Genomic DNA, 18,774 nt, shown 5'->3' on the forward strand with positions numbered 1-18,774 from the left:
TCTTACGCTTTCTCCACGTGCAGGTGACATCCGGTGAGGCCGGCGGCGCCGTGCGCTTTGAGCCCGTCCACCAGCGCGCGTGCGTCTTCGGGCTTCTGGCATTCGTGCCAGTGATCGTTCACGCCCACCACAGGCGCGCGGTCGCACGCCCCCAGGCACTCGACTTCAAAGAGGGAAAACTCGCCGTCGGCGGTGGTCTGGCCAGGGGCGATGCCCAACACGGCCTGCAGTTCCGCTGTCACGCGTTCGGCCCCATTCAACGCGCACGAGAGTGTGCGGCAGACCTGAATCACATGGCGCCCCACAGGCCGCTGGTAGAACATCGTGTAAAACGACACGACGTCTTCGACGTCCGCGGTGCTGCACCTGATGGCGGCCGCCACCGCCTTCATCGCGTTGCGCGAGATGTAGCCCTGCTGCCGCTGCGCGAGATACAGCGCCGCCAGAATGGCGGACTTGCGCTGCTCGTCCGGGTACCGCGAGCAGATGTCCTCGAGCTTGGCCAGCGCCTCGGCCGTGTATTCGAACGCGGGACCTTCGTCAGCCATCGACCGCGATGACTGATGGTGCGCCCGCCCGTAATCCATCAACGGATGAAAACTCATCGATCCACATCCCCCATCACGACATCGGTGGACCCGATTGCGGCAATCACGTCCGCTATCAGGCCGCCTTTGATCATGTGCGGCAAGGCCTGGCAGGCCAGAAACGACGGCGCGCGCGACTTCACCCGCACAGGGCGATTGCCGCCGTCCGACACAATATAAAATCCGTGTTCGCCGCGGGCGCCTTCGACCGGGACGTACGCCTCGCCTTTGGGTACCGTAAAGCCCTGCGAGTAGATCAGGAAGTGCTGAATCAGCGCCTCCATCTCGGTGTAGACGCGATCCTTGGGCGGCGGCACCACGCGGTAGTCGCCGCAATCGTAGACGCCGGTCGGCGAAATGCGCTCGAGCGCCTGCTGGCAGATCCGGACGCTCTGCCGCATTTCCTCAACTTTGACCTGGTAGCGGGCGAACACATCGCCGTCGGTGCGCGTCGGCACGACAAAATCAAACGTCTCGTACTTCAGGTACGGCCACATACGCCGGACGTCGTAGTTGATACCGACGGCGCGCGCCATGGGTCCCACAAGGCCCAGCCCCAGCGTCAGTTCCTTTGACAGGACGGCGACACCTTTGGTGCGCTTGGTCCAGACCTGGTTCTTGGTGAGCATCAGCTCGTAGTTGTCGATGGCGGCCGGCATCTTGTCGAGCAGTTCTTTGACGGCCTTCTTGTAGTCGCGCGGCAGGTCTTCGCGAAGCCCGCCGATCCGGATGTAGCTGGGGAACAGGCGGAAGCCGGCGATCATCTCGTTGAGATTCAGCAGCTGTTCCCGTTCGCGGAAGGCGTACATCATCACCGAGATGGCGCCGATTTCCATGGCATGTGTCGCCAGCCACACGAGGTGACTGTTGAGCCGCTGCAGTTCGGCAATCAGCACGCGAATGTACGTCACGCGGTCGGGCATCTCGAGGCCCAACAGCTTTTCGGCCGAGAGGCAGAACGACAGGCTGTTGGATTGGGCGCCCAGATAATCCATGCGCTCCACGAGCGGGATCACCTGCTGCCACTTCTTCTGCTCCGCGGTCTTTTCGATCCCCGTGTGCAGGAACCCGATGGTGGGCTCAGCGCCGACGATGGTCTCTCCGTCGAGTTCGAGGACCAGCCGCAGCACGCCATGGGTGCTGGGGTGCTGGGGCCCCATGTTGACGGTCATTGTCTCGGTTCGCGTCACAAGTCCTCTTCCACCCACGCGCACACCGCGTGAATCCACGTGCCGTGCACTTCCTGAATCCTCGCGGTCACATCAGAGGGCACGTTCACGTGCACATCCGCCAACCGCCCCGCCTCGCCGCCATCGCGCCCGGTCAGGGCGATGGTGGACAAGCCCCGCGCCTTCGCCACCTTCAATGCCTCGAGCACATTCGGGGAACGCCCGCTGGTCGAGATGGCCACCGCGACATCTCCCGGCCTGCCGAGCGCTTCGATCTGCCGGGCAAACATTGCCTCGACCCCCAGGTCATTGGCCGCGGCCGTCATGACCGCACCATCACTCGTCAGCGCCAGAGCGGCCACCGCCCGTCGCGCCCGCACGAACCGCACCACCAACTCGGCGGCGAAGTGTTGCGCATCGGTGGCGCTGCCCCCGTTGCCAAACACCAGAATCAACCGCCCCGCGACTGCGGCGTCCCGAATCAGCACCGCAGCGGCTTCGGCCTCGCGCCCCGATCCCGCCACAAAGGCCTGATGCGTCAGGATGGTGGCATCAACCGCCTGCGCCAGCTGCGGGCCAAACGCACCAGCCACCATCAGTCCTTGTCAGTCCGCGTCGGCACGGACTCATCAGCCCGGGGCCTGGCCGCCGCGGCCGACGAGGCACGCGTCGCCCGCACGTTGGCGGCAAACTCCTCCACGGTCAACTGCATCGGCGACCACGAGGCGGCGTCCTTGCGCACCTGCACCGGATAGTCCTTGCGCAAGGGGTGTCCCGTCCAGTCGTCCGGCGTCAGGATGCGTCGCAGGTCCGGGTGCCCGGTAAACGCCACGCCGAACAAATCGAAGACTTCGCGCTCGAGCCAGTTGGCCGCGGGCCAGAGCGGCGTGAGGCTGTGCGCCCATGGCAGGCTCTGCTCACCCAGGTCGTTGTCGGGCACACGCACCTTCAGGCGCAACCGCCGAGGGACCGCCGCGCCAGCCGGCTGTGCGAAGGCCTCCCCAAGACACGCCAGGTGATACACGATCTCGAAGCGGGGCGACGCGGGATGATAGTCGGCCGCGGTGATTTCGACCAGAAAGGAAAACTGCAGCGCGGGGTGATCACGCAGTGTCTCGCACACCGTTAGCATGTGCTCGCGCGCCACGTACGCGGTCGGCATGTCGACGGCCGGGGCCGGGTCGATGGCGTCGGCGGGGACTCTCTCGCGGACCAGGTCCAGCACCTGCGCGTCGAACGGAATCTGCACTGGCGTTTCCACGCAACTCTCCTACGCGCTCATCCGCTGCTGGTCGATCTTGCGCTGCAGCTGCACGATGCCGTAAATCAGGGCTTCGGGGCGCGGCGGGCACCCGGGCACAAACACATCCACCGGCACAATCTGGTCCACGCCCTGCACAATGGCGTAGTTGTCAAACACGCCGCCGCAACTCGCGCACGCGCCCATGGAGATGACCCACTTGGGCTCGGGCATCTGGTCGTAGATTCTGCGCAGCACAGGGGCCATCTTTCGCGACAGGCGTCCGGCAACGATCATCAGGTCTGACTGACGGGGTGACCCGCGGAACACCTCGGCGCCGAACCGGGCGACGTCGTACCGGCCGGCGGCCATCGCCATCATTTCGATGGCGCAACACGCCAGGCCAAACGTCACCGGCCAGATGGCCGACCGTCGCGCCCACTGGACCATCTTTTCGACCGACGTCGTGAGAATTGACCCTTGCGGTTCTTCGCGCGTCATCGGTCTACCTCGGAACTCCAGTCAAAGATGCCCTTGCGCCACACGTAGACGTAGCCGGTGACCAGCAGGGCAAAAAACGCGACGATCTGGAAGTAGGCCACCGCCCCCAGTTCCCGGAACGCCATCGCCCAGGGATAGAGGAACGCCACTTCGATGTCGAACAACAGGAAGATCATCGCCACGAGGTAGAACTTCACCGACTGCCGCTCCCGGGCGTCGCCCACAGGCGGCATGCCGCACTCGTACGGAGCACTCTTTTCAGGGGTCGGCTTGGACGGGCCCACAAACTGCGACAGCAGCACGGAACCGCCGGCAAACCCGGCGCCCAGGCCGATCATGATGAGGATGGGTAAAAAACCGTCCACGGGTCCAGAATCTCCTTCAGTGGCCGAGCCACCCACGCGAGCTTGTACCTCGCATGATCAAGGTGAGATGCTAACGTGGAATGAGCCAATTGGGCAATGGGCCAATGAGGCCATGGCCAATCGGTGAGACCATCTGATCCAGATGTCGCGCCTCGCCTTCTTCTCCCCCTGGCCGCCGCAACCGAGCGGCGTGGCCACCTGCTCGGCCGATGTCGTCCCGGCCCTGGCCGCAGCGGGGCACGGCGTGGATGTGTATGTGGACGAAGCCCTGGTGGAGGTGTCACGGGGCGGGGACCGCGGCCCCGATCCGGGCGAAGTCCGCATCCTCAGTGCCCACGATTTTGTCTGGCGGCAGGCGCGGCAGGCCTACGACCTGCCCATTTACCAGATCGGCAATTCCTGGGCGCACGAGTTCATCTGGCCGTACCTGTTCCAGTGCCCTGGGCTGGTGGTGATGCACGACGCGCGGCTGCACCACGCCCGCGCAGGCGCCCTGTTGCGGCGGCACCGATCGGCTGACTACCGGAACGAATTCGCCTACAACCACCCCCAACTGTCTCGCGACGCGGCCGAACTGGCGGTGCATGGATTTGACGGCGCCTATTACTACCAGTGGCCCATGCGCCGCGCCATCATCGATTCGGCCCGCATGGTCGCGACGCATTCGGTGGGCGCCATGAAAGTACTGCGCCAGGAACACCCTGACCGGACGATTGACCATATCGCGCTCGGGCATGGCGTGGCCGAGTTCGACAAGGCCTCGGCACGCCGCGCGTTTCGCGCCCGCATCGGCATTCCAGCCGAAGCCCTGGTCTTCGGGGTACTCGGCACGGCCGCGCCGGAAAAACGCGTGGCGCAGATCATCCGGGAGTTTGCCGGCGCGCGCCAGTGGGCGCCCGACGCCCGGCTGCTGTTCGCGGGGCAGGTGTCACCGCTCCTCCCACTCACTGAACTCGCCCAATCCTTCGGCATTGGCGACGTGACGCACCTAGTGGGGCGCCTCGACGACGCCGATTTTGATCACGCGGCCGCCGCCTGCGACGTGGGGCTGAACCTCCGGTGGCCCACAGCGCGGGAGGTCTCCGGCCCCTGGCTCCGGATGTTGTCGCTGGGCCTGCCCACCGTCATCATCGACGCCATGCATCACCTCGACGTGGTCACGCTGGATCCCCGCACCTGGCTCTGCCATGCCCCGACGTCGGATCTGGCGCCGCACCCGGAATCGCGGGCCGTGGCGGTGGGCGTGGATATCCTGGACGAAGGCCATTCGCTGAGGCTGGCGCTTCGACGCCTTGGCTCTGACGCCGAGTTGCGCCGGCGCCTTGGAGCGGCCGCCCGCGCCCACTGGGAGTCCAATCACTCTGTGCCACGGATGGTGGCCGATTACGAGCGCGCGATCGCGCGCGCCACGGACATTGCGCCGCCTGTCGCGGACCTTCCCGCCCACCTTCGGCCGGATCCGGAAGGGCACGCGCGGCACCTCGTCCGTGAGATGCTGGACCGACCCCTGTTTTAGAAGGAACCGACGATGGCAGATTCACGATTCCCCCTCCGCTGGCGCGCGCTGTTCATCAGCGCCGCCCTGCTCACGGTCCTGGTGGCGCGTCCGGAACTCCAGACCGCCGGCGCCGATCGCGCCGTGCCGTTCAAAGTTGGAGAAACGCTGACGTTCGACATCTCGTGGACGAGTTTTGTGTCGGCGGGCACCGCCACCTTCTCGGTCAAGGAGCGCCGCCCTGCGGGACCGGGCCGCAACGCGTATTACCTGATCGCGGAAGCCAAACCTTCGTCGGTCATCGGGACGCTGTACTCGTTGTATTACAAAGCCGAGTCGATGCTCGACACGCGCTCGCTCCTGCCGTCGGTTGCCACGCTCTATAGCGATGAAGGCGGCCGCAAGCGGCAGAAGACCACCACGTTCAGGGGCAACGGCGCGGTGCAGTACGAACTCAAGACGGCGACGACAGCCACGTCATCACTGAAGGTGCCGGTGGCCACGCAGGACCCCCTGGGGGCGATCTATATCCTGCGGGCGCTGCCGCTCAAAGTCGGACTCGCCGTGCCGATTCCGATCACCGACAGCGGCAAAGCCTACACCATGCGAATCAAAGTCGCGGCGAGGGAACTCGTCAGGAGCGGTGTGGGCTCGCTGCCGGCCTGGAAGGTGTCGATGTCGGTGACCGATGCGTCGGGCAAGGCGGCCGACGCCAGCTCGTTCACGGTCTGGATCTCTGACGACGAGCGCAAACTGCCGCTGAAGTTCCAGGCCGGGCTGACCGTCGGCAGTGTTCAGCTCACACTCGCCAAGGTCACCGGGTGACCACGCTCGACGTCATCACGCTCAACGGCGAACCGCGGGACTGGCCCGCGCCGCAGTCGGTTGAACGCATGTTGCAGGACCTTGGCCTGGACGGCCGGCTCGTCGCCGTTGAGCTCAATCGACTCGTCGTCAAACGCGGCCGATTCACCGAGACGCTGGTGCGTGGCGGTGATGAGGTGGAGATCGTTTCGTTCGTCGGTGGCGGCTGATCCGGCCCATTCACCGTTACACTGATCCACGCAATGGTCCTGACCCCCACACCGATCCCAGGCGTTCAGGTCATCGCCTTGACCCCCCTGAGGGATGAGCGTGGGTTCTTCGCGGTGGGATTCTCTCGAGAGACCTTCAGTCAGCATGGCTTGAACCCGCACGTCGAGCAGATGAATCTGTCGCACAACGCGGCCAGCGGAACCCTCCGCGGCCTGCACTATCAACTGGCGCCCTACGCGGAAGCCAAAGTGGTGCGGTGCGTGAAGGGTGCGGCCTTTGATGTGGTGGTGGATCTGCGCCCGGACTCGTCGTCGTACTGCCAGTGGTTCGGCATCACGCTGGACGCCACGGACCGCCGTGCCCTGTATATTCCCGAAGGCGTGGCCCACGGATTTCAGACCCTCACCCCTGACACCGAAGTGCTCTACACCGTCTCTGCGCCGTACACGCCGTCACACTGCCGGGGTGTGCGGTGGGACGACCCGGCATTTGGCATCGAGTGGCCCAGCCATGCCCATCGCATCCTGCACCCGCGCGACCGCGACTACCCCGACTTCGATCGCGCAGGCCACCTGCGCTCACTCCAGGAGATCCCATCGTGACCACTGCGACTGATGACGCGCCGCTCGTAATCGCGGGCCGCAGCTTTTCGTCCCGTCTGGTTGTGGGCACCGGAAAGTACCCCTCCCACGAGGTGATGCAGGCGGCGCATCGGGCTGCGGGAGTTGAGATGGTCACTGTGGCCGTTCGCCGGGTGGACCTGGCCGCCCGTGGTGAAGGGTCGTTGCTCCACTGGATCGATCGCGCCGCGATTTTCCTGCTGCCGAACACCGCCGGGTGCTACACCGCCGACGATGCCATTCGCACGGCGAGGCTTGGGCGCGAAGCGGGCTTGTCTGAGTGGGTGAAGCTTGAAGTCATCGGCGATGAACGCACGCTCTTTCCCGACAACGAGGCATTGCTCGAGGCGACGCGGGTGCTGGTCAAGGAAGGGTTTGTGGTGCTGCCCTACACCAATGACGACCCGATCGCCTGCCGGAAACTCGAAGATGCCGGAGCCGCGGCGGTGATGCCCCTGGGCGCGCCGATTGGTTCCGGTCTGGGCATCCAGAACCCGAACAACCTGCGCATCATCAAGGAACAGTCGCGCGTCCCGGTCATCGTGGACGCCGGGGTCGGGACGGCCTCGGACGCCGCATTCGCGATGGAGTTGGGCGCAGACGGCGTGCTGATGAACACGGCCATCGCGGGCGCCACCCACCCGGCCCGGATGGCTGAAGCGATGAAACATGCCATCATCGCGGGACGGCTGGCCTACCTGTCGGGCCGCATTCCGAAGAAGATGTACGCATCGGCAAGCAGCCCGCTGGATGGGTTGATCGCCTCGAGATGACTGTGGAACCCGAACGACTTGAAACGCTGCTGGCCCGGCTCGAGCAGGAGCGCGCGGACGCGCACCGCGAGTACAACGACCGCCTGACGCGGGTCGACCAGGCCCTGCCGCAACGTCCGGAATTTCCGCATGCGCCACCCGCCTACGACGACGCGCAGATCACACCGCTGAACCTGTCATGGGACATTCTGCCCGACGGCGAACCTGCGATTGACGGGTCGTGGAAAGGCCGCCTGAGGGGCTTCATCTGGCGCCTGATTGGCCCACCACTCGTGACGCAGAAGGCGTTCAACGCGGCACTGGTCGATCACCTCAACAGAAACGTCGCGGCCCACCGCGAATCCGAGCGCGCCATCTCCACGACCATTGAGCTTGTTCGCCAGCAGACCGACGCGACGATTCGTTTCCATGCGGCGCTGCTCTCGCTGCTGCAGAGCCTCACGCTGTATGTCGATACCAAGGACCGCGCCGTCGGTGGCCAGGCCCAGGTGGTCAACTCGGCGATTGGCGCGCTGGCCGACGACTGGTTGAAGCACTGGGAGGCGCTGCTGGCCCGGGAGGAGCGGTTTGAGTCGCGGCACCCCGCGTTGCAGCGCGGCTACGACGAACTGGCCCAGCGGGTCACGCTGGCGCAACAGTCGGCCGTCCTCCTCAAGCGCGAGGTTGAACACCTCATTGCCAAAGGTCTCCAGGTGTCGGTTGGGACCGCGCCTGGCACGGGCGCCACGAACAGCGAGGCCGGCAACCTCGACTCGTTCAAGTACGTCGGATTCGAAGACCGGTTCAGGGGATCGCAGGACGCCATTCGCGAACGCCTGATCGACTACCTGCCCGTGTTTGCCGGTGCCGCCAACGTGCTCGACGTGGGGTGTGGCAGGGGTGAGCTCCTGGATCTGTTCCGCGGCGCGGGCATCGGCGCCCGCGGCATCGATACCAATCAGAGCATGGTGCAGGTGTGCCGCGAGCGTGGCCTGTCGGCCGAGCGGGCGGATGCCATCGCGTACATGGACGGGCTACCCGACGGGTCACTGGACGGGCTCATCGCCATTCAGGTGGTCGAGCACCTGGAGCCGGCGTATCTGACGCGGCTCATTGAACTCGCGTTTCACAAGCTCAAGCCGGGAGCGCCCATGGTGCTCGAGACGCTGAACCCTGCGTGCTGGGTGGCGTTCTTCGAGAGTTACCTGCGCGACATTACCCACCGGTGGCCGTTACACCCTGAGACGCTGCAGTATCTGGTGCAGGCCAGCGGCTTCACCACCGTGAGTGTGGAATACCGCGCGCCAGTGGCCGAGACCGATCGCCTGCAACACGTGCCCCTGCCGCCGCCGCGCGAAGGTGTTGAACTGAATCCCACTGTCACCGACCTGGTGGATATCGTGAACTCGCACGCGGACAAGTTAAACGCCCGGCTGTTCACGTTCATGGACTACGCGGTCGTCGCCCGGCGCTAGAACCTAGCTCACGACAGCAGGATGGCGCCCATCTCGCGGAGGTTGATGAAAAAATCAAACGTCCGGTGCGCCAGCCGAAACAACAGGTCGCCGTACCGCTTGTCTGATGGCTGGTAGTCCGCGACAGAGTTCGTCAATGTGTCAGGCCTGACCGTCCCTTCCGGTGGCTCTCCCACGGCGGGCGCCGACGGCTCTTCGGACGCGTCGGGTGGGCTCGCAGTGAACTGGCTCACCACACGAACGCGGGTGAACCCCGCGCGGGAAAATGCCATCAGGGCGCGGCGCGAGTGAAACGTCGACGTCACCACGAGCAACGGCGTGTCAGCGGCGATGACGGCGCCGGTCGGGAGCACCATCCCACGGAGCGCGTGTCCGTGGTCCTGCGTCCCGCCGGCGGTCGCCTCAAGGACCATCACCGATCGGGGGATTCCCATCCACGCCGCCGCGTTCGCATAAATTTCAGACTGACTCACGTTTTGCGTGCCGGACCCGCTGAAGATTACGACCGGCGCAAAGCCGGCCGCGTACAGACGATGCGCGGTATTGATGCGCTCCCAGCCTTGCTGCAACGGCAGGCTGCCGGCGCCCGTGCCCCCACCCAGCACCACGATCGCTGCGGCGGGCTCCGGGGGCTCGGTCACATCGAGCCATCGATCGATGCCAACAGGCCACCCGGCCGCGAGCCAGAGCATCAGCACCAGCGTCAGCACGCCGAACGCGCGGACGAATCGCCAGAGAATCCTCAGCGTCGGTTTGCCCGGGCGGCCGGAGCCTGACATGGTCAGCGGCGTCGAATTTCGAGCGCTACCAGCATGCGCTCCGTCTGCCGCACGGCGGTGACCTCGAGTTGATCGCCGGCCTTCAGGTCTGCGCAGGGCGTGCCCACAAACACCGTCGCCTCGGTGGTCGTGATGCGGCTCGAGCCGATGTCAAACGCGAGCGCGGGACACGTGCCGCTGAGCGGCCCGGCAACTCCGGAGATCATCCACGAAGGGACCGGTGAGGCGGAGACGGTCGGGGTCGCCACCTCAGGCGCCTGCGGGGCCGGTGGTGGAGCCACCACGACGGGTTCGGGAACCGGCGGCCGGATCACACCCGTTTTGGATGGCACCACGATCGTGCTGCCCGGCACGATATTTGGGCCGCGCAGGAATCTGTTGGGCGCATACCGACCGCTGGGCAACACCACCGCCACGCCTTTCGCGTCGGCATCTGCAGTGACGCCACCCGCAGCCTGGAGGTAGTACTGGACCCCTTTGCCCTTGGCAAAGGCAATGGTGATCGGACGCTGCACCGCGTCCACCACCGTGACCGTGTTGGACCGCCGTGTGACATGCAGGCGATCACCATGCTCGAGCAGCAGGTTGTCGGGGGAATCGGGCGATCGGAGCGCGCGCGCGAAGTCGAGCACGACACGCGTTGACGCTTCTGCCCCCGTCCCGTCACGCCGATGCAGCGAGGCTCCCTCGAGGAAGGCGTCGGGCAGCACGCCACCCGCCATTCGAATCACATCGGCCAGGCGCTCCGCCCCGCCGCTCAGCGTATATCGGCCCGGGTACTGGACTTCTCCGCTCACGTCGATGACGCGGGTGGGTTGATAGCCGGAGCGCATCCGCACCAGGAGCCGGTCCCGGTTGCGCAACACCAGCGACGTGTCCGACAGCGGCACGGCCACCGACTCCAGCCGGAGTTCTCCGTCACCGGTGGCCCCCATACGGAACAGGTCCGCCATCTTCGGGTCGGCCAGGTCCTTGAGGCCCCCGCCCTTCACCAGAAGGTCGCCCATCGTCATGTTGGACGCCAGTTCGTAGACGCCCGGCTTGTTCACGGCGCCGTCGATTTCAACGGTTCGCGTTTCGACGAAGTCACGCGCCGCGTAAACGATCACCTCATCGCCACTTTGCAACTGCAGGTTCTGAGCCGGGTCGCCGCCCAGCGCCGCACCCAGATCAAACCGCAGGAGTTCCCGTTCGACGCGGTCGCCCCGCCCGACGATGCGCCAGATCTCGCCGCGCGGCAGGTACGCATCGCGCCGACGGTCGGGGTCTTCGAATCCTCCGGCGTTCCGCAGCAGGTCCAGCAGCCGCATGCCCTGCAGCAGGCTGTGGGTACCCGGCGACCTCACGAACCCGGAGAGCGTCACTGTGCGATCGGTGCCCAGGATCTCGTTGCGTTCGTAGATCACGACCTTGTCGTCGGCCTGCAGCAGCAGGTTCTGCGCCTGGTCGCCTTCCAGAAGTTTGCCCAGGTCGAAGGTCAGCAACTCCGTGCGCACGGTGCCACGTACGACGCGGATGATATCGCCGCGCCGCAGGAAGGTATCCCGCATGAAGTCGGCGTCCTGCAGGCCGGCTCGGGTAAACAGCAGGTCGTAGACGCGCATGCCCGACGAGAGCGGGACCGTTCCGGGCGTCTTGACGTGCCCGGTCAGGCTGACCTCTCCGGCAGCGCCCACCACATCGATGACGCTGTTCACGGTCAGCTCATCCAGCGGCTCGATCACCACGTTGTGCGCGGGGTTTCCTGCGGCCGCCAGACGAAGATCGACGTGAACATAACTCGTCCGCAGATCCGGCCCTGTCCGTCTGAGTTCGGCCCGCTCAAGATACGCCTCGGGTCTCAAACCGCCGGCCCTGACCAATAGCTCCTGGATCCGCATCCCCGGCGTGAATTGATACTCGCCCGGGAGAGGCACGCCGTTGCCCTGCAGGGTGATGTAGTCGCGACGTCTGGTGTCGGAGGCCAGGATGGTGACGACGTCCTGGTCCTGCAGCGGCACCTCCCGTTTGGCCGCCGCCTCGGCATCAAGGTTCACACTGATCGTGCGCGTGCCCACGTTGACTTCGCTGCGGCGAATCAGGATGCGCTCGGTGATCGCGGTTGGCAGGACTCCCCCCGCGTACTCGATCATTTCGTCGAGATCTTCGTGGCCCGCGGCGAGCAACGTGTACACCCCCTGCCGGCGCACCTGCCCCTGAATCGTCACTTCCTTACGCTTGAGCGGCACGAAGATCAGATCGCCATTGCGAATCTGCAGTTCGGTGCCATCCACAGTCCCCTTCAACAGGAACTGGTAGAAATCCACTTCGAAGGTGCGTGTGCCCCGGCGAATGCGCACGTTCCGGAGCGATCCGCTGTCCTTCACGCCGCCGGCTTTGGCAATCGCGTAGATGAGATTACCGAGACTCGGGTGCAGCAAATAGCTGCCCGGCGTAGCCACCTCGCCCTGCACAAGAAACTGGATGCCGCGCACTTCTCCCAGCGTCACGTCCACAAACGCCGTACTGGCTGCGGGATTCTCCAGGTCGAAATACACCGCGTGCGCAGTGGCCAGGTGCCGCATGACGCGATCGGTCACGTCCCCCAGGGGCAGGTCCGCCGTATACACGCGGCCGAGCACACCTGGAATCTCCAGGTAATGGTCGCTGCTGACGGTCAATTGAAACGTCAACTGCAGTTCGCCCCAGACGCGCACGTGGACAACGTCGCCCGGCGAGAGGACGTAACTCTTGTCAACCGGTCCAGGCGGAATGGCCGATACGTCAATCTTGAACGCGTCGTAGCCAATGAGGGGCAGGTCGGGCCGGGCTTCGGCCGCGCGGTTGGGACTGGCCAACGGCGTCTGCACCGGCAATCCCGCCGGCGGCGTTGGGGACTGGACCGGTGGTGGTGCCTGACTCGTGGGGGACGCCTGCCCCGCTGGCGGCGGCTGCGGCGGCCGCCCCGTGCCCTGGGCCATCACCATCGGACCAAGCAGGCCCACACACATCACAGTTGCGAAAGAGACGTTCCTAAACATCGTGTTTTTGTTCCGGCGGTTCTTCAGCCAATTCCCGGCCCGGCAGCCTCGGCACGCTCGGCACGGGGAAGCGCCGCAGTCCCCCGCGGATGTCGGCCAGGTGCCCCGCGAACTCCCGGGCCTCCGGGGAGCTCACATCGAGGGTCGTGCGAAACTCAAGGAGGAGAGCCAGGCCCAGCCCAAGGACCAGGCCAATCATCCCTCGCATCAGGACCACACCCCGGCGCGACCCACCGCTTCGAGACTTCGGCGGGACGGCCGCCTCAACCACCACCAGAGCCGAGGCATTGTCCAATTCCGAGATTTTGGCTTCTTCGTACGAGGTCTTGAGCGACACATAGAGATCCCGCTGGAGGTCAATTTCCCGCTGCAGTTGGTCTCGCCCCAACGTGAGTTGCGGCGGGATGGTCGTCGGCCGCTCTTCGTTCGGTGCATCGTTCGGAATCAGGAGCCGGTTCTTCTCGGTGAACATTCGCAATTTGTCTTCGGTGTCCTTCAGCTGGTTGGCCTTTTCGGTCACCTGCTTTTCGATGAACTCCCGTCGGTCCTTCGCCGCCTTGGTGCGAATGTCCTTGTCGAAATCCGCCAGCGCCTTCTGGAACAAGTTCGTGAGTTCCGCCGCCATGCCGGGGTCGGTCCAGCCGGCCGAGATGGTCAATACCGGCATCTCGTCTCCCCAGGACCGCGTGCTCGACTCGAGCTTGGGATTGGCGTCAGCCAGACGTTCGCGCGCCAGGGCCTCTCGTTGTCCCGGTGGGGTCCCGGGAGGACTCAACCGATCGAGCACGGTGACGCCGTCACTCAGCTTGTCCTTGAGGACGGCGTTCATCACGACCGTCGAGGACAGCACGGTCGAGTAATAGTGAAAAGGATTCCCCCGGTACGGCTGCTCGACTTCGTCCACCACGCCGGCGGCTGCCCGGCCCTCGCCAGGGCTCATCACAAACGTCACTGAGGCCTGATACCACGGCGAGAGCATCAAGGCCTGCACCACTCCAACGGCCAGGCCCAGAGCGAACATCACGGCGAGCAGCACGCGATGGCGCAAGACAAAATTCAGCGCCACTAGTGGCGAAAGCCGGACCTCCCCCTCGTCATCGAAGTGATCGGGGAGCCGCTGGGTCTGACCTGGAAGCGACACCCGGTGAGCGTAGCACGACACCTCCGGGTCAGCGCGCGCGGGCCCCGATGTCGTCCCCGCCGAGCATCAGGGCGGCGATCGGCGTTTCGATCAAGCCGTTCGGGCCCGCTGACAGCAACCAGGACGGCCCCGCAGATCCCTGCGCCCGGACGTCGAGCAGGAAGCATCGTCCCCAGGCATCGGTGGGCATGCCCTCGCCGAACAGCTCCGGCGCCGACGTCGCGGCAAGAATCCATTCGCTATGCGAGGCAAGCGATTGTGCGGCCGCACGGGCACTCGCCGTAGCCGGCACGAGTTGCGGTAACCGGCCGGGACCACACGCCACGGTGATGGTGCCGCCGGAGACGCGTGCGGGGTGCGCGCGCAGATACTCGGCGGCCGATTCCGCTCTCGTCTGCGTTTGTGTAATCCGTCTCGAATTCAGAAACGAGGCGGCACCGGGTGGTACAACGACCGTCGCCACGACGATTGCAATCAGGGCTCCCACCAGCTGCTGACCTGAAAACGGGAAACGCGGATGTGCGGTCACCGGCCCCTCCCGAGAAGCATCCGGCCCACCGTGCGCACGAGGATGCTGAGGTCGAACCACATCGACCGGTGGCGCACGTAATACAAGTCGTATTCCAGCTTCGTCATCGCACCTTCCACCGAGTCACCGTAGCGGGTGTTGACCTGGGCCCATCCCGTCAGGCCCGGCGCCACGATGAGGCGTGCCCGGTACAAGGGCGCCTGCTGCTCGAGCACATCGATAAACTCCCGGCGCTCCGGACGTGGCCCCACCATGCTCATGTCTCCGCGCAGCACGGCCCACAAGTTTGGCAGTTCATCGATGTGGGTGCGGCGCAGCATGCGGCCGACACGGGTGATGCGCGGATCGTTTTCCGGGCTCCATTGGGGCCCCGCCGTTTCCGCGTCCTTTCTCATCGTCCGGAACTTGGTGAGCCGGAACGGCCGTCCCCGGCGACCCTGGCGCATCTGCGAATACAACACCGGCCGCCCCGACTCCACGAGGACAGCCAACGCGGCGATGACGGCCGGTACCACACCCACCACAGCGAGGATGACGGCCACGGCAAGGTCGAGGAGACGCTTCGCGATCGGCGAAGGGTCCCCGGGCCCGGCCCCCACGAAGAGTTGGGTCAGCATCCAGTCGTGGCCGAGATGGCGCACCGGCACGCGCCGGAGCGTCTGCTCGTACACACGTGCGAACGTGACCACGTCGATCCCGGCTTCCTGGCAGCGCAGGAGTTGGTCGATGGTTTCTGCCGAAACGGCGCCATCCGCCGCGACGATGACTTCGTTCACACCAAGCCGCGCGGCCAGTCCATCAATTCCCTCACCGGCAATCAGCCGCTGATCGTCGGCGCGTCGGAGGGGCGCCAGCATAGCCGCGTCGCGCAGGGCGGGCTCCTTCGCGAGCGCCATCGCGGCGTCGGCGGCGGGACCATCACCCACGATCAACACGGTCCGAGTGAAGGAGTCGCGCGTCAGGATCCACAGCAGGAGCAGGCGGCCGCCCAGCGTGAGCCACGCGGCGTTCCAGAGCAGATACAACGCCACCAATCGCGGCAACGCCTCCGAACCGACGTAGAAGAACACGGCGAGGTACGCCACGAGCAACACGCCGCCGGCATGGATCAACCCGGATGCCGTGGCCCGGAGATCGAGGGCGATGGTGGAGTGGCGCGTGGGTGAGAGCGCGGTGACCCAGAGAGGAACCGCGATGAACCACCAGGCTTGATCGCGAACGAAGCCGGCCGAATATCCGAAGCCTGCGGTCAACGACCATGTCCACGTCGCCAGGACCACCGCCATCGTCGCGCTCGCGGTGTCGCTCACGGCGAGCAGTACGGCGCGTTCGGAGGGGCGAAGGGCGCGGGCCATGGGTAGGGATGTTAGCTCAGGGCCGATGAGTCATCGGGGCGCGACGGCGCCCCACAACCAGTAGAACGCGCGGCCGTAGAGCTCGCGAAGCGCCGTGTGGGTCTGGCGCAGCGCATCGACGCTGGGCAGGAACCTCATCAGCGTCAGGCCGTCGTACGCATCAAGTGCGAAGTCGACAGGAAAGGAGGTGACTACGAATCCGTGCTGTTCGAAGACCAGCCGCGCACGGCGCATGTGGAACGCCGATGTGACCAGCAGGATTTTCGGTGATGTGAGTTGACGCGCCCTCAGGAGCGACGCGACTTCCCTGGCCTCGTCGGCGGTATTGGCGACACGACCGGTGATCGCGATGCGATCCGCAGGGACGCCAAGTGCCATCGCCTGCCTCGCGAGCAGGTCGCCTTCTGTCGGAAGGTCCGGCGCCCCGGCTATTGGCGCCGCCGTGAAGACCAGCAACGGAGCCTTGCCGGCCTGGAACAACTCCACGCCGCCGAAGAACCGATTCGGGTCGCCCCATTCACTGACACGCTCCGGCCCAGGCGCCAGACCGCGGCCGGCGCTCAGGACCACAATCGCGTCGACCACCGGACTGAGCGCCGCCGACGGCCGCACGGCCCAGTTTTCGGTCGCCCTCATCAGCCATGAGCCCACGTAAGGATTGGTGCTCACCAGCAGCACGACGAGCGCCGCAAGCATGGGGGCGCGACGCCGCCGTGCCAGTCCCCAGACGAGCAATATCAGGCACATGCCGAGCGGCAGCACAAATTGCGGCAGGACTTTGCTGAGGAGGAACATCCGTCCTGTGGATGTCAGGCGCGGGGTAACTGCACCACGACTGCGGGCGCGCGGGGGCCCGCGGGTCGAGGCCGTGCGGTGAGCGTCGCCGACGGCACACACTGATGAAAGAGGCGAACGATGCGATCGTGATCGTCGGCGGCCGCCGCGTCGGCCAACCGGTTCACCATGTCGTCGAGGTTGTCTTCGGTCACCACAGTCGGCTCGAGCACACGTCTGACGTCACCTCGGGCGGTGGGCTCGATCACCGCACCGGGCTCCCACAGTACCTCGTTGAGTTTCTCTCCAGGCCTGAGCCCGGTAAACACGATGGGCACCTCACTCTCCTGGAAACCCGACAGCCGGATCATGTCAGCGGCCATCTCGCGCAGCAGCACGGGCTCACCCATGTCGAGCACAAACAGTTCGCCGCCCTGGCCGATGCCTCCCGCCTGCAGGATGAGGTGCACCGCCTCGGAGATGGTCATGAAATACCGGCGCACGTCCGGATGCGTGACCGTCACGGGCCCGCCGCGTTCGATCTGCGCCTTGAAGATCGGGACGACACTGCCGCGACTCCCGAGGACATTGCCGAATCGCACCACGACGTACGCCCCACCCTGCGTGCGGGCGGTCCGTTGCACCACCAGCTCGGCCACGCGTTTGGAGGCGCCCATGATGTTGCTCGGCGCCACGGCCTTGTCGGTTGACACCATGACAAAACGCTCAACGCCCGCTGCGACGGAGGCATCAAGGACGTTCCTCGTGCCAAGGATGTTGTTGGTCACCGCCTCGGCGGCGTTGTCCTCCATCAGCGGCACGTGTTTGTGGGCCGCGGCATGGAACACGACCGTCGGTTCGCACCTGCGGAAGATTCGCATCACCCGTTCGCGGTCCCGCACGTCGGCGATCGCAACCTCAACGATCACGGAAGGGAACCGCATCCGCAGTTCACCGGCAATCGCGAAAATGCTGTTCTCACCGTGTCCCAGCAACAGCAACCGAGCCGGCCTGGCGTGCGCCACCTGCCTGCACAATTCAGACCCGATGGAACCGCCGGCCCCCGTGACCACGACGCTCGCGCCCTGGAGGTACGTCGGACCGGCGACATGCGCGGGCACCTGAGGCCGGCGCAGGAGGTCGGAGATCTCCACGTTCCGAAGGCGGCTGACGCTGACGTTGCCGTCAAGCAGTTCGTAGAAACCTGGCACGACGCGCGACGGGATCCCCAGTTCCTGACAGCGTTCGGCCACGGCCCGCACGATGTGCCCGCCCGCGGTGGGAATGGCGATGACCACTTCATCGACGCGCTGGTCAGCGGCGATTTTCGCCAGGGCGCCAAGTTCACCCAGGACGGGAAGTCCGTGAATCTGCTGATTCACCTTGTTCCTGGCGTCGTCGAGAAATCCGATCGGCAGAAGACCGAGTTGGGGATTCTTCTGCATTTCGCGGGCAACGAGCACACCCGCATCACCTGCGCCAACGATCAGGACTTTGCGGGTGGGCGGAGGGCCGCCGCGGGGACGCATGGCGATGGTTTCGGCAATTGCACGGACGGACGCACGAAGACCGACCGTCATCGCGACGGCAAACAACCAGTCGAGCGGCGGCACCCAGCGCGACCAGCCCTCAGTCCACTCCAACAAGCGCAGCACCACCATGAAGGTGGACAGGATGGCGGAGGCCACACAGTTGGCCAGGACGATGGCCATCAGATCCCAGAACCCGGCGTACCGCCAGTAGCGGCGATAGAGACCGAATCCGTAAAACGTGGCCAGCTTGATAACGATGGCCGCCAGCAGGAACGGCACAAACTCCGGCCGAAACTCCAGGAACAACCAGCCGAAGCGCAGTCCGAACGCACCCCAGGCGGCCACGATGATGGCCAGCAGGTCGGCAAGGAAGAGGTATCGGTTGCGGATCACGTTGCCGTAGGG

19 protein-coding genes are annotated in these 18,774 nt (G+C 65.5%); 6 read left to right on the forward strand and 13 right to left on the reverse strand.

Translation table 11 applies throughout. From position 1 onward, the window contains the following. Positions 1-2: 2 nt before the first annotated feature. The 6 genes from nuoE to IPL75_16640 form a co-directional block, all read right to left on the reverse strand. Positions 3-605, reverse strand: coding sequence for an NADH-quinone oxidoreductase subunit NuoE (nuoE, locus tag IPL75_16615; GenBank protein ID MBK9241820.1), 603 nt, complete (start codon positions 603-605; stop codon positions 3-5). Then, positions 602-1,759 (reverse strand): NADH dehydrogenase (quinone) subunit D, encoded by a 1,158-nt coding sequence (nuoD, locus tag IPL75_16620; GenBank protein MBK9241821.1) that lies wholly within the window; start codon positions 1,757-1,759, stop codon positions 602-604. The genes nuoE and nuoD overlap by 4 nt, the downstream gene beginning before the upstream one ends. A gap of 14 nt (positions 1,760-1,773) precedes the next feature. Further along, complete coding sequence (locus IPL75_16625; protein MBK9241822.1) at positions 1,774-2,352, reverse strand: SIS domain-containing protein; 579 nt, start codon at positions 2,350-2,352, stop codon at positions 1,774-1,776. Continuing rightward, the gene (locus IPL75_16630) at positions 2,352-2,918 is read right to left on the reverse strand and encodes an NADH-quinone oxidoreductase subunit C (protein MBK9241823.1); all 567 of its coding nucleotides are present in this window, start codon (positions 2,916-2,918) and stop codon (positions 2,352-2,354) included. Before IPL75_16630 ends, IPL75_16625 begins: the two co-directional genes overlap by 1 nt. Before the next feature lie 108 nt (positions 2,919-3,026). After that, complete coding sequence (locus tag IPL75_16635) at positions 3,027-3,497, reverse strand: NADH-quinone oxidoreductase subunit B (GenBank protein MBK9241824.1); 471 nt, start codon at positions 3,495-3,497, stop codon at positions 3,027-3,029. Further along, positions 3,494-3,835 (reverse strand): NADH-quinone oxidoreductase subunit A, encoded by a 342-nt coding sequence (locus IPL75_16640; protein ID MBK9241825.1) that lies wholly within the window; start codon positions 3,833-3,835, stop codon positions 3,494-3,496. The genes IPL75_16635 and IPL75_16640 overlap by 4 nt, the downstream gene beginning before the upstream one ends. Positions 3,836-4,004: 169 nt before the next feature. Here IPL75_16640 and IPL75_16645 point away from each other — a divergent pair, with 169 nt between their 5' ends. From IPL75_16645 to IPL75_16670, 6 genes are read left to right on the forward strand one after another with little or no spacing between them, the layout of a single operon-like run. Further along, a complete protein-coding gene (locus tag IPL75_16645; protein ID MBK9241826.1) occupies positions 4,005-5,378 on the forward strand; it encodes a glycosyltransferase in 1,374 nt (457 codons plus the stop codon). 12 nt (positions 5,379-5,390) lie between these two features. Beyond that, positions 5,391-6,182: a DUF3108 domain-containing protein gene (locus tag IPL75_16650; protein ID MBK9241827.1), complete on the forward strand. Its 792-nt coding sequence runs from the start codon at positions 5,391-5,393 to the stop codon at positions 6,180-6,182. Next, positions 6,179-6,391: a sulfur carrier protein ThiS gene (gene thiS, locus IPL75_16655; GenBank protein MBK9241828.1), complete on the forward strand. Its 213-nt coding sequence runs from the start codon at positions 6,179-6,181 to the stop codon at positions 6,389-6,391. The genes IPL75_16650 and thiS overlap by 4 nt, the downstream gene beginning before the upstream one ends. A 33-nt stretch (positions 6,392-6,424) precedes the next feature. After that, positions 6,425-6,994: a dTDP-4-dehydrorhamnose 3,5-epimerase gene (gene rfbC / locus IPL75_16660; GenBank protein ID MBK9241829.1), complete on the forward strand. Its 570-nt coding sequence runs from the start codon at positions 6,425-6,427 to the stop codon at positions 6,992-6,994. Beyond that, positions 6,991-7,785 (forward strand): thiazole synthase, encoded by a 795-nt coding sequence (locus IPL75_16665; protein MBK9241830.1) that lies wholly within the window; start codon positions 6,991-6,993, stop codon positions 7,783-7,785. Before rfbC ends, IPL75_16665 begins: the two co-directional genes overlap by 4 nt. Next, complete coding sequence (locus IPL75_16670; protein MBK9241831.1) at positions 7,782-9,239, forward strand: class I SAM-dependent methyltransferase; 1,458 nt, start codon at positions 7,782-7,784, stop codon at positions 9,237-9,239. The genes IPL75_16665 and IPL75_16670 overlap by 4 nt, the downstream gene beginning before the upstream one ends. Positions 9,240-9,247: 8 nt before the next feature. Here the strand turns inward: IPL75_16670 and IPL75_16675 are convergent, their stop codons facing one another. Genes IPL75_16675 through IPL75_16705 form a run of 7 tightly spaced genes read right to left on the reverse strand, consistent with a single transcriptional unit; the run spans position 9,248 to position 18,762 of the window. Then, the gene (locus tag IPL75_16675) at positions 9,248-10,018 is read right to left on the reverse strand and encodes a YdcF family protein (GenBank protein MBK9241832.1); all 771 of its coding nucleotides are present in this window, start codon (positions 10,016-10,018) and stop codon (positions 9,248-9,250) included. A gap of 2 nt (positions 10,019-10,020) precedes the next feature. Then, a complete protein-coding gene (locus IPL75_16680; GenBank protein ID MBK9241833.1) occupies positions 10,021-13,002 on the reverse strand; it encodes an SLBB domain-containing protein in 2,982 nt (993 codons plus the stop codon). Between the two features lie 28 nt (positions 13,003-13,030). Then, positions 13,031-14,179: a hypothetical protein gene (locus IPL75_16685; GenBank protein MBK9241834.1), complete on the reverse strand. Its 1,149-nt coding sequence runs from the start codon at positions 14,177-14,179 to the stop codon at positions 13,031-13,033. Between the two features lie 28 nt (positions 14,180-14,207). Next, on the reverse strand, positions 14,208-14,708 hold the full coding sequence (locus IPL75_16690) for a hypothetical protein (protein ID MBK9241835.1): 501 nt from the start codon (positions 14,706-14,708) through the stop codon (positions 14,208-14,210). Continuing rightward, positions 14,705-16,063 carry an exopolysaccharide biosynthesis polyprenyl glycosylphosphotransferase gene (locus IPL75_16695; GenBank protein ID MBK9241836.1) on the reverse strand — a complete coding sequence of 453 codons (1,359 nt, stop codon included), beginning with the start codon at positions 16,061-16,063 and terminating at the stop codon, positions 14,705-14,707. The genes IPL75_16690 and IPL75_16695 overlap by 4 nt, the downstream gene beginning before the upstream one ends. 30 nt (positions 16,064-16,093) lie before the next feature. Beyond that, on the reverse strand, positions 16,094-16,858 hold the full coding sequence (locus tag IPL75_16700) for a YdcF family protein (protein MBK9241837.1): 765 nt from the start codon (positions 16,856-16,858) through the stop codon (positions 16,094-16,096). A gap of 14 nt (positions 16,859-16,872) precedes the next feature. Beyond that, positions 16,873-18,762, reverse strand: a complete 1,890-nt coding sequence (locus tag IPL75_16705; protein MBK9241838.1) for a polysaccharide biosynthesis protein — start codon at positions 18,760-18,762, stop codon at positions 16,873-16,875. Positions 18,763-18,774: the final 12 nt, after the last annotated feature.

It is taken from the genome of Acidobacteriota bacterium (assembly GCA_016716905.1).
In the GTDB taxonomy this organism is placed as follows: Bacteria; Acidobacteriota; Vicinamibacteria; order Vicinamibacterales; family SCN-69-37; genus SYFT01.

Coding starts and splice junctions, on each gene's coding strand:
- IPL75_16625 (MBK9241822.1), bottom strand. CDS start 2,352: ATGGTGGCTGGTGCGTTTGGCCCGCAGCTGGCGCAGGCGGTTGATGCC.
- IPL75_16700 (MBK9241837.1), bottom strand. CDS start 16,858: ATGTTCCTCCTCAGCAAAGTCCTGCCGCAATTTGTGCTGCCGCTCGGC.
- IPL75_16635 (MBK9241824.1), bottom strand. CDS start 3,497: ATGACGCGCGAAGAACCGCAAGGGTCAATTCTCACGACGTCGGTCGAA.
- IPL75_16650 (MBK9241827.1), top strand. CDS start 5,391: ATGGCAGATTCACGATTCCCCCTCCGCTGGCGCGCGCTGTTCATCAGC.
- IPL75_16640 (MBK9241825.1), bottom strand. CDS start 3,835: ATGATCGGCCTGGGCGCCGGGTTTGCCGGCGGTTCCGTGCTGCTGTCG.
- rfbC (MBK9241829.1), top strand. CDS start 6,425: ATGGTCCTGACCCCCACACCGATCCCAGGCGTTCAGGTCATCGCCTTG.
- nuoD (MBK9241821.1), bottom strand. CDS start 1,759: ATGACCGTCAACATGGGGCCCCAGCACCCCAGCACCCATGGCGTGCTG.
- nuoE (MBK9241820.1), bottom strand. CDS start 605: ATGAGTTTTCATCCGTTGATGGATTACGGGCGGGCGCACCATCAGTCA.
- IPL75_16675 (MBK9241832.1), bottom strand. CDS start 10,018: ATGTCAGGCTCCGGCCGCCCGGGCAAACCGACGCTGAGGATTCTCTGG.
- IPL75_16630 (MBK9241823.1), bottom strand. CDS start 2,918: ATGCCGACCGCGTACGTGGCGCGCGAGCACATGCTAACGGTGTGCGAG.
- IPL75_16695 (MBK9241836.1), bottom strand. CDS start 16,063: ATGGCCCGCGCCCTTCGCCCCTCCGAACGCGCCGTACTGCTCGCCGTG.
- IPL75_16670 (MBK9241831.1), top strand. CDS start 7,782: ATGACTGTGGAACCCGAACGACTTGAAACGCTGCTGGCCCGGCTCGAG.
- IPL75_16645 (MBK9241826.1), top strand. CDS start 4,005: ATGTCGCGCCTCGCCTTCTTCTCCCCCTGGCCGCCGCAACCGAGCGGC.